Raw genomic sequence first — 10,488 nt, 5'->3', positions numbered from 1 at the left:
CGACTGAACGTCATGTACGCGATGATGAAAACAGGCACGCTATACGAGCCCCGAATCTCTGCAGCTGCTTGACAACCACCATAGGGACACCCCCCATTCGGGGTGGGAAGGACTAAAAGCCAACAACTCTCACACCGCCGTTGCCCCTGCACGCGGGGTTCGGCACGACTACCAGCACATTGCCTAGCGGCACCGAAAGCACTTCCACAGCGCAAGGGTGATGACGGTTAGAAACAGAAGAATAACAACTATGCCGACAACCAGCAAAGGAACGTTAAGTGCATTCTGTTCATTCACATAGACCGGATCAAATGTCTCAGTAGTCACAGTTAGTCCTTACGGCATAAACCAGGTTGCTCTAGCGCGATTCCCTCCGACTTCAATACTAAGGTATGAAGTCCTAGAGGATAGAGGCCCTTCAACAGACCCAGTGTACGTGGCACCAGCCTTCGTCGACGGAGTTTCTTTAGCAACGTATTGGGATCGGGTAGGAATGGAACAAGTATAAAAGAGGACACAGGTTTTTCCAGGATTCTTAGTACTTCGTAGTACATCATTGCTTGGGCCCGGGTGAATGGAATAGCTTGCGTAAAAGAAATTCGATACAGCGCTGGTCCCTCCACGAACGAGACAGTTGTCGGCATTAGAGTAACCGGACCCGCTCTTTACTGAACAACTACCTATTCCTGCGCTACGATAGGCACCTACTTCTGCATGTAGCCCATCAGCTGCTTGTACACTTCGAAAATCACCTGGGTTTTCGACGACGCCAGGTTTCACCTGCAGGTCCGCAACTCTCACGGAACCATCCGCAAATGTCTCAGTAGTACGTTCAAACACCCCTACGAGTTTGCGTTCTACGTCGGTCGGAGCAACATCCGGATTCAGACTCAGAGGCGCTTCTCCCCTTTCGGCCTTGGCCAAGAGTGCTACTTTGGTGTTCTCGGAAACTCCAACTGCGTCCCAAAAATCCGCCAGAGAAGAGATATCGGCATCGGCCAGCGGCGCGGGATCAGCATTTGCAGGAATTAGTGTGAGATTCCACACGGTTAGAGCAGCGACTGCGGTTCCAAGTACTCGCCTCTTCATGGCTTTCCTCTTCTCAATGGCTGATTATGACTATCAGTTCGATAGTATCACCGCTTCAACTGATTAGGCTAGATGTCGTACGGGGCTCTTCAGGATTAAGGATGTAGTGGTTTGAGATCGACGGTGGGCTCGACCACGCGCACCGCGATGAACTACGCCATGGACGCGATCCGCGCATACGATCCGGACATCGAAATCCAGCTCATAGACCTTGCCGAGTTGGACGTGCAGTTCTCCGACGGGCGCGACTACATCGAGTACCGGGGAGACACCCGCATGGTTGCCGAGGCCATTATGGGCGCCGACGCGATCATCATCGGGAGTCCGATCTTCCAGGCGTCGATCCCCGGTTCGCTCAAGAACGTCTTCGACCTGCTGCCGGTCAATGCGCTGCAGGACAAGGTCGTCGGGATCATCATGACGGCGGGATCTGCCAAGCATTATCTCGTCGCGGAACATCAACTCCGCCCCATCCTGACCTACATGAAGGCGCAGGTCGTTCAGAGCTACGTCTTTGTTGAGGCCAAGGACATCTTCCGGGGCGAGATTGTGAGCGACGATGTCACGCTGCGGATCGAGCGTCTAGTGGAAGACACCGCGGTCCTGACGCGGGCGTACTCACACATGCGGCTGGAGCGGGAAGCTCAGTACGCGTTCTAGCTGCGCGGTGAGTGCCGCGCTGGAGGATCGAGGAAAGGACAGCAGATGCTACAGCAACCAGAAGACGTCGTGACGGCGTGGGAAGATGCCTGGAATCGGGCCGACGCGGACGCGTTGGCCGGGCTGTTTGCCGAGGACGCGGAATTTGTGAACGTCGTCGGACTGTGGTGGCACGACCGGGCGCGGATTCGGCTATCGCACGCGTTTGGGTTCTCGACGATTTTCCCCGATTCCGTTATTACGATGGGTGCGCCGCGCGTGCGCATGGTTGGCGAGGGTGCGGCGACGGTGCACAGCAAGTGGCACCTGCGCGGGCAGGTCTCGCCCGACGGCGAGCCGGCCGGGGAGCGCGAAGGGATCTTCATCTTCGTGCTGGAGCGGCGCGGCGATGGCTGGATCACCGTCGCGGCGCAGAACACGGATATCGTGCCGGGGACGCAGACGCACATCAATACGGCGGATTCGCGCTCGAGCGTGTACTACGGGCCCGCGACGTAGAGCGCGGCGCGGGGGTTTGAGCTAGCCGATCTGTTCGGTGAGCTCGAGCCAGCGCTCCTCTAGCTCGGCTTCCTCGGCCTGGAGTGTGCCGAGGCGTCTCGTCAGGCCATGTAGGCCCTCGTAGTCGCTTTGATCATGCTCGGCCATGTCTTCGTGCACGCGCTGGACCTGGGAGGCTAGTTTGGCGAGGCGCCGCTCGATGGCCGAGACCTCCTTTTGCGCTGCGTGGAGCGCGGCGCCCGAGAGCGTGGGCGGAGCGGAGCTGGAGCCGGCGTTGGGGCTGGAGTCGGCGTCGGGGCTGGAGGCTGCGGTTGAGCTGGAGACGGCGTTGGGGTTAGAGGTGGCGTTCGGGCTAGCTGGGGATGCTGGGGAGCTGGGTCCGCCGCGCTGCTCGGTGCTACGGAGGCGGAGGTACTCCTCGACGCCGCCCGGCAGGTGGCGCAGGCGGCCGTCGAGGATTGCGTACTGCTGGTCGGTGATGCGTTCGATCAGGTAGCGGTCGTGCGAGACGACGATCAGCGTGCCCGGCCAGGAGTCCAGCAGGTCTTCCATGGCCGTGAGCATGTCCGCGTCGACGTCGTTTGTCGGTTCGTCGAGCACGATGACGTTGGGCTCGGACAGCAGCAGGAGCAGCAGCTGCAGGCGGCGCTTTTGGCCGCCGGAGAGTTCGCCGACGCGCGCCGAGAGGTGTTCGCGGCGGAAGCCGAGGCGCTCCAGGAGTTGGGCGGGCGTGAGGTCTTTGCCGTCGACGGTGAAGCTGGTTTTGGTCCGCGCGAGGACCTCGCGGACGCGGTCGGTGCGGATGTCGGCGAGCTGGGAGAACTGCTGGTCGAGGTTGCCGATCCGCACGGTGGTGCCGACGCGGATGCGGCCTGCGGTGGGCGTGAGTCGGCCGGTGATGAGGCTGAGGAGTGTTGTTTTGCCACTGCCGTTTGCGCCGAGGACGCCCGTGCGCTCGCCCGGCGCGATGTGCCAGGTGACGTCGCGGATCGTGGGCGAGGCGTCGGAGAGAGGTACGGCGTTGTCGGTGGTTGCGGACGACGCCGCGGTGGCGGGCGCGTCGGAGGTAGCGGACGTGTCGGCGGTGGTGCGGGATGCGTCGTAGGTGAAGGAGACGTCGTCCAGGTCGATCACGCGTTTGCCGAGGCGTGCCACCGCCAGGCGCTGCAGCTCGAGCGGGTTGCGCACCGGCGGCACGTCTTCGATCAGCTGGTTGGCCGCGTCGATCCGGAATTTTGGTTTGCTCGTGCGTGCCGGGGCGCCGCGGCGTAGCCACGCCAGTTCCTTGCGCAGCAGGTTTTGGCGTTTGGCTTCACTCGCGGCGGCGATGCGGTCGCGTTCCACGCGCTGCAGCACGTACGCCGCGTACCCGCCCTCGAACGGCTCGACGATGCCGTCGTGGACCTCCCACGTGTCGGTGCAGACCTCGTCGAGGAACCAGCGGTCGTGCGTGATGACGAGGAAGGCGCCCGTGCCGCTCGGCCAGCGACGCTTAATGTGGCGCGCGAGCCAGGCGATGCCTTCGACGTCCAGGTGGTTGGTGGGCTCGTCGAGCGCGAGCACGTCCCAGTCGCCGACGAGGAGCGCGGCGAGGGCGACGCGGCGGCGCTGGCCGCCGGAGAGTTCTGAAATGCGGGTGGAAAAGTCGAGGTCGGCGACGGTGCCGGCGATGACGTCGCGAATGGCTGGGTTGGATGCCCATTCGTGTTCGGGTGCGTCGCCAACGATGGCCTCGCCGACGGTCTCGTCGCCGGTGAACGAGTCGGCCTGGGTGAGGTAGCCGATGCGGACGCCACCGCGGCGGGTGACGCGACCGGCGTGCGGTTCGAGCGTGCCGGTGAGGAGCGAGAGCAGTGAGGATTTGCCGTCGCCGTTGCGGCCGACGATGCCGAGGCGCTCGCCTTCGTGCACGCCGAGCGTCACGGAGTTAAATACGGTCGTCGTCGGGTAAGACAGGTGGAGGTTCTCGGCTACGATGAGCGGTTTTGCCATGCGGGGTTAGGTGTCGGTTCTGGGGTCGTTTGGGGTGCGGGGCGGGACGTCGTCGCTGGGCGTTGCGGCGTGGGGGCTGGTGCCGGCGCCGTCGGGCGGTGCGTCGAGAGCGGTGGCGTCGGCGTCGGGGGTGGGAGCGGCGTCGTCGGGCGGGATTTCGTCGTCGTTCCGAATGACGCGCAGCAGCGGGCGCACGGTGCGCGAGCGGTGCGACGGGTGGCGCAGGATCGCGTCGTCCACGTCGCTCGACGATGAGCTGCTTGCCGAATTACCGCTCGCCGACGTGTCGAATGGGGATGTGTCAAACGGCGATGCGTCGAGCTCCGAGTCGCCCGCGAACGCGTCGTCACCGAACTCGTCGTCGGGACGCTGGTCGCGCGTGCGGTTGGGGTGCGAATCGAGCGCGCGGTCGCGGGTGCGGCTCGGCGCGTACCGGTCGGGGACGAACTCGACTCCGGTCACGGGGCCCGTCACGACGAATGCGTCGGCCACGTGCGGCCAGTTGCGCAGGCGTTCGGCCAGCCCCTCGCCGCGCTCGACCGACTCGACCTGCGCGATCAGCGTCGGGCCCGAACCGGAGATCATCACCGTGAGCGAATGCTGGCAGAAAAACTCCATGACATGGCGCGCGCCGCGGTGCAGTTCGAGCGCCGGTGACATGAGGTCGTTGCGGCCAAAATAGGCGACGAGTTGGGTGTCGCCCTGTGCGAGTGCGCGCAGAAAGGTCGGGGCGACCTCCGGCGGCGGCACGGGGCCCGACTGGCCGGAGTCGAACTCCTTGAAGACGGCAGGCGTCGAGAGGCCTTCGAGCATCGTCGCGACAAGATAGGTGTAGGTGCCGCGTGCAAGGAGCGGCGTGAGGTTTTCGCCGCGGCCGTAGCCGACCGCCGTGCCGCCCAGCAGGCAGAAGGGCACGTCGGAGCCGAGGTCGGCGGCGAGCGCAAGGAGTCGATCATTCGGGAGTTTCGTGCCCCACAGGGCGTCGCATGCGATGAGCGTTCCGGCCGCGTCGGCGCTGCCGCCTGCCATGCCGCCCGCGACGGGGATGCGTTTGTGGATGTGCAGGTCGACGCCGGTTTCGGTCAGGTCGACGCCGGCCTCGCGGGCGAGGGCGGCGGCCGCGCGGACCGCGAGGTTCGTGTCATCGACGGGCAGGTGCTCCCCCAGCCCGGACATGCTCAGGGTGATGCCGCCGTCGTTCGGGGTGGCGGTGATGTCGTCGTAGAGCGAGACGGCTTGGAAGACCGTGGCGAGGTCGTGGAAGCCGTCGGCGCGCGTCGGCCCGACGGCGAGGTAGAGATTGACCTTGCCGGGTGCGCGGACGGTAATGGGCTTGCCCATGATCTACATCGTGCCACGTCGCTGGCCGGTCCTCGCGTTGGCGGCGGCTGCGGCGTGCGCAATGGCGATGAAATCGTCGATGCGGAGTTGTTCGCCGCGCGTCTTCGGGTCGATGCCGGCGCGGGTGAGAATGGCCTCGGACTCGGCGGGGCTGCCGGCCCAGGCGGCGAGGGCTGCGCGCAGGGTTTTGCGGCGCTGCGCGAAGGCTGCGTCGATGATCGCAAAGACGTCGGTTCGAGAGATGGGTCGGGTCGCGTCGGGCTGGCGGGAATCGTCGTGGCGATCGATCCGGACGATTGCCGAGTCGACGTTCGGAACCGGCCAAAAAACTTTTCGGCCCACGGTGCGCGTGCGGCGGGCGGTGCCGTACCACTGCGTCTTTACGCTCGGGACGCCGTAGATGCGTGAGCCCGGTTCGGCGGCGATGCGGTCGGCGACCTCAGCCTGGACCATGATCACGCACGTTTTGAGGGTCGGCAGGTTTGCGAGGAACGTCAGGAGGATCGGGACTGCGACGTTATAGGGCAGGTTTGCGACGAGATGCGTCGGCGAAAAGCTGTCGGTGGATGAGGCAGCGGTGGCGCCGGGGTTAGACGACGCGGCGGCGTCGGGGTTGGACGAAGCGACCGCGGCGGGGACGGCGAGGTCGGTCGGGCTTTCGATCGAGAGGGCGTCGCGGCAGGTGACGGCGAACCGGTCGGCGGCGTCGGGGGCGAAGCGTGCGACGGTGGCGGGTAGCGCCTCGGCGAGCGTCGGGTCGATTTCGACGGCGGAGACGGCCGCGCCGGTTTCGAGGAGCGCGAGCGTGAGGGAGCCGAGGCCGGGGCCCACTTCGACGACGTGATCGCCGGGTCCGATGTCCGCGCTGGCCGCGATCGCGCGCACCGTGCCCGCGTCGTGCACAAAGTTTTGGCCCAGTGTTTTGGTGGGGCGGATTTGCAGCTGCTCGGCGAGGGCGCGGATGTCGGGCGGGGTGAGCAGTCGGATCGTCACGAAAGCAAGCCTAGCGCGTACCTGGGAGGACGCCTCATGTGCTCGCGGGTGCACGTGCCTACGCGCGCGGGTACGTGCCTACGCGCGCGTGCGCGCGCGAGGGCGCGGGTGGGTACGAGAGCGCCGGCTGCGAAGGTATTGGTCTGCGGCGGCGACGGCGCGGTGCTGGTGGCTGCGGGCGGCTGTGAGAGCTCGGGCTACTGGCGGGTGCGACGGCACGGCGCCGGTGGCTGTGAGGGTACACGGGTTGATGTGGAGTATTGGCGCGGGTACGCAAAACCGGCCGGACCGCGATGGTCCAGCCGGTTCGCGTTCTTTGCTGGCGGAAGGTGCCAGCGTTCGCGAGTTACTCGCGGAGGGGCTTGGTGCGGACGCCAGCTAGCCGGAGGAGCGTCGGCATTGCTGCAGGCCGGAGGTTAGCGCAGGCCGAGCTTGGCCGAGCACGCGGGCCACTGGCCCCAGCCCGAGCGCTTCTGCAGGATCTGCGCGCGCATCGTCTGCTCAGCAGGCGACGCCTGGCTCGGCAGGCCGGAACCGCCCACCGCGCGCCACGTAGCGACCGAGAACTGGTACAGCCCGTGGTACGTGCCCGACGCCGAGACCGCGCGCGGGTTGCCGCCCGACTCGCACTGCGCGAGCGCCGCCCAAACGCCCGAGGACGGGGCGCCGCCGGTGGCCGGGGGCTGCTTCGAGTCCGAGGACTTCGACGGCTTCGGCTTCGCCTTCGTACCAACGTTCACGACCTTGGTGGTCGGTTCGGTGCGCTGCTCGTCGATCAGTTCGGCGTTAGTTTCCTTGCCGTTGACCGTCGTCGTCTTGTACGTGCGGACGATCGCGCCAGCCTTGCCTTCGATGACGACCTTGGTCTGGCCTTCGTCCAGCGCGTCGGTCTTCTTCTCGACGGTCTCAAAGGCGATCTCTTCGGTCTCGGAGCGCTCGCCGATCGCGACGCGGTCGATCGTCACGGTGACGTGGTTCGCGTCCTTCGGCGTAATCTTGACTTCGTCGTGCTCGCCGAGCGTAATCTCAGCCTGCTTGAGCACGTCTTCGAGGGTGGCGATGCCGGTGACGGGGACGTCCTTCGACTCGCCGCCGTCGACGATGGTCACGGTGCCGTCGGTGATGAGCGGCAGCTTCAGTTCCTGGCGCTCGCTCGAGCGCGACGCAGCCACGATGGAGGCGGAGCGGCCGGAGGCGGCGAGTTCGGCGAGGGCGCCGGCGGTGTCGTCGGCGGTAGTCCAGATCGTGTGGGTCGCGCCGTCGATGGTGACCTCGATCGGCTTGGCGGTGCGGACGACGATCTGCGCGCCTTCGGTCAGCGCGGCGTTCGGGTCGGGGCTGACGACGTCATACTCACCGACGGTGATGTTGTTCGTGTCGAGGGCGCCCTTAACGGAGCCAGCGAACGTCGAGATCTGCTGGACCTTGCCGTCGACGTCGATCGAGACGGACTTGTGGGCGTGCGCGACGCCGGCGCCGGAGGCGACGAGCACCGGGACGGCGATAGCTGCGATAATGGCCGAGCGCTTGCGCCACGGCGAGCGGCGGGGGGCCTGCTCGGTGGTGTCGGCGGAGTGGTTGTCTGCGACGGCGGCAGCGGGGGCAGTCGCGTCGGCTTGGCTGTTTTCGGAGGGAAAGTCAGTCATAAGCGTCGACCGTAATAAATTCGTGACAATTGCGTCTAGCAATCGTGCCGCGCTTCACATTGAGCGGAATTCCGCCTTAAAGCGTGATTCGGTCGAGTTTTTAGTACCAGCCGCGGGCGTAGGAGTGGTTCAGCGCGGCGCACGGCGAGCCGTAGCGGCCCTTGATATAGCCGAGTCCCCACTTGATCTGCGTGGCCGGATTTGTGCGCCAATCCGAGCCTGCGGTGGCCATCTTGCTACCCGGAAGCGCCTGCGGGATGCCGTAGGCGCCCGAGGACGGGTTTTGCGCGCGGTGGTTCCAGTTCGACTCGCGCACCCACAGGGTGTCGAGGCACTGGAACTGGTCCTGGCCCCAGCCGTAGGAGGCGAGCATGCCGCGGGCGATATCGCGCGCGGAGCCGGCGGGAACGGGGGCGGGGTCCGGATCCGGGCCGGGGTTGCCGGGGTTGGGGTTGGGGGCGGGCTTGGCCGGCTGCGTCGGCTCCTTCGTACCGATGAGCACGACGCGGTCCTGCTTTTCCTGGACGACGACCGTGGCGAGGGCCGTGCGGTCGGTCTCCTCGCCCTCGTTCATCGTGAGGCGGTACGTCGTGCGGGTGATGCCTGCGCGACCTTCGGCCTCGACCTTGGTCTTGCCCTTGAGCAGCGTTGGGTCGTTCTTCTCGATCGTCTCGAAGTCGGTGACCTGCTCGTCGCTCGTCATGCCGGTGTTGCCGCGGGTTATTTCGACGGCGAGGCCTTCGGTGACCTGCTGGGACAGCGGCACGGAGACGGTGTCGAAAAGGCCGACGACGATGCCGGCGTCGGCGAGCGCCTCGGCGAGGGACAGGGCGGGGACGGTGTATTCGCTCGTCTTGCCGTCGACGGTGACGGTGATTGTGACGCGCTCGATGTCGTCGAGATTGAGGCGCTGCAGGTCGCGGGAGGCCATGGCGGCGTCGCGGCTGGTGGCGACCTCGGCGGTCGCGGGGGCGGCGGTGTCGGTGGTGGTGCCGAGGAGGTCGGTCTGGGTGACGGCGACCGCGCCGCTACCTGCGACCAGGGTGACGACGGTGGCGCCAACGAGGATTTTGCGGCGGATGGGTCCGGCGGCCTTGAATTCGTGGACACGCTCGGACATGCGCGCGGACAGTGAGGGCTTGGCTGCGTGGCGGCCTGTCTTAGTCAAGACGTCATCCTTTGTCGAGGGAGGTTCACGCAACATGCGGGGGCTGCGTTGCGTGCACGTTTACTCACTGTACGACGACCTCTGACGTCGTTCAAGGGATTGTTCACGTGAGGGCGTAGAGCTCGCGCGTTGTCGCGTAGATGCGCTCGGCGAGCTCGGGGGCGTCGCCGCCGCGCACCTCGGCAAGTTTTTCCAGCGTGAGACCGACGAGGTAGGACGCGTTCGGGCGGCCGCGGAACGGCGCGGGCGTCAGATAAGGCGCGTCGGTCTCGACGAGCAGGAGCGATTCATCGGCGGCGGCGACGGCCGCGCGCAGGTCGTCGTTCGCGGGATAGGTGACGGGTCCTGCGAAGGACATGTACCAGCCGTGCTCGTTGCAAAGGCACGCGAGTTCGGCGTCGCCGGAAAAGCAGTGGAAGACCGTGCGCTCGGGTGCGCCTTCGGCGAGCAGGACGTCGACGACGTCGGCGTGGGCGTCGCGGTCGTGGATCTGCATCGGCAGGTCGAGTTCCTTAGCGAGGGCGATGTGCGCGGCGAACGCGCGACGCTGGTCTTCGCGGCCGGCATCGCCGGTGCGGAAATAGTCCAGGCCCGTCTCCCCGATGGCGACGACGATCTGCGGGTTGGCACGTGCGGTCTCCTCGACGAGGCCGATGGCGTCGTCGAGGGAGAGAGCGTGGAAGTCCTTCACATGCGGGGTGAGGCCGTCGGGGCTCTTGTCGCGGTAGCCCGCGTGGACAGCTGCCTCGTTCGGGTGGATGCCGAGGGCGAAGTAGACGTCGGGCAGCGGTGCAGTACTGGCGGGAGCGGCGTCGGGCCGGAAGGAGGCGAACTGCTCGGCCGCGAGGAGAATATCTTCCACGTCGCACGCCGAGGAGATGATCGCGTCTACCCCCGCCGCCTTCGCGCGCACGAGCTGCTCGATGCGCGGCAAGGCCACACCGGCGCTGTCGCGCGGGATCTCGCGCTCCGTCAGCGGCAGGTGCGTATGGTTATCGATGACGCGAAACGCGTAGGCGTCCTCGAGTTCGGGCCAGTAGCGTGGCTTCTTCTTTCCCATAGCTCTCGTGTGCTGCGGCGGCTAACTCTTCGGTGCTGCGG

General features: G+C 66.1%; 8 protein-coding genes and 1 pseudogene. 2 read left to right on the top strand and 7 right to left on the bottom strand.

What is annotated here, in order from left to right:
- The first annotated feature begins 1,200 nt into the window (after nt 1-1,200).
- On the top strand, nt 1,201-1,749 hold the full coding sequence (locus BSZ39_RS05985; protein ID WP_222842878.1) for an NADPH-dependent FMN reductase: 549 nt from the start codon (nt 1,201-1,203) through the stop codon (nt 1,747-1,749).
- Between the two features lie 45 nt (nt 1,750-1,794).
- The gene (locus BSZ39_RS05980; RefSeq protein WP_073716461.1) at nt 1,795-2,247 is read left to right on the top strand and encodes a YybH family protein; all 453 of its coding nucleotides are present in this window, start codon (nt 1,795-1,797) and stop codon (nt 2,245-2,247) included.
- 21 nt (nt 2,248-2,268) lie between these two features.
- On the opposite strand, the gene BSZ39_RS05975 is transcribed toward BSZ39_RS05980, so the two are convergent.
- The 7 genes and pseudogenes from BSZ39_RS05975 to BSZ39_RS05950 form a co-directional block, all read right to left on the bottom strand.
- Entirely contained in the window at nt 2,269-4,239 is a 1,971-nt protein-coding gene (locus BSZ39_RS05975; RefSeq protein WP_073716460.1) for an ABC-F family ATP-binding cassette domain-containing protein, read from the bottom strand.
- 6 nt (nt 4,240-4,245) lie between these two features.
- A complete protein-coding gene (locus BSZ39_RS14195; protein ID WP_073716459.1) occupies nt 4,246-5,580 on the bottom strand; it encodes a 4-(cytidine 5'-diphospho)-2-C-methyl-D-erythritol kinase in 1,335 nt (444 codons plus the stop codon).
- A gap of 3 nt (nt 5,581-5,583) precedes the next feature.
- Entirely contained in the window at nt 5,584-6,573 is a 990-nt protein-coding gene (gene rsmA / locus BSZ39_RS05965) for a 16S rRNA (adenine(1518)-N(6)/adenine(1519)-N(6))-dimethyltransferase RsmA (protein WP_073716458.1), read from the bottom strand.
- Nucleotides 6,574-6,989: 416 nt separating this feature from the next.
- Nucleotides 6,990-8,219 carry a resuscitation-promoting factor gene (locus BSZ39_RS05960; RefSeq protein ID WP_083602988.1) on the bottom strand — a complete coding sequence of 410 codons (1,230 nt, stop codon included), beginning with the start codon at nt 8,217-8,219 and terminating at the stop codon, nt 6,990-6,992.
- Between the two features lie 100 nt (nt 8,220-8,319).
- Nucleotides 8,320-8,922 (bottom strand): aggregation-promoting factor C-terminal-like domain-containing protein, encoded by a 603-nt coding sequence (locus tag BSZ39_RS14990; RefSeq protein ID WP_425425672.1) that lies wholly within the window; start codon nt 8,920-8,922, stop codon nt 8,320-8,322.
- 63 nt (nt 8,923-8,985) lie between these two features.
- A pseudogene (locus BSZ39_RS14985) lies at nt 8,986-9,150 on the bottom strand (ubiquitin-like domain-containing protein); the annotation flags it as partial.
- 340 nt (nt 9,151-9,490) lie between these two features.
- On the bottom strand, nt 9,491-10,447 hold the full coding sequence (locus BSZ39_RS05950; RefSeq protein ID WP_073716456.1) for a TatD family hydrolase: 957 nt from the start codon (nt 10,445-10,447) through the stop codon (nt 9,491-9,493).
- Nucleotides 10,448-10,488 lie beyond the last annotated feature (41 nt).

This window comes from Bowdeniella nasicola, from assembly GCF_001907295.1.
Taxonomy (GTDB): domain Bacteria; phylum Actinomycetota; class Actinomycetes; order Actinomycetales; family Actinomycetaceae; genus Bowdeniella; species Bowdeniella nasicola.
The sequence above is the reverse complement of the archived record's forward strand: the minus strand, read 5'-3'. Positions and strand labels throughout refer to the sequence as shown.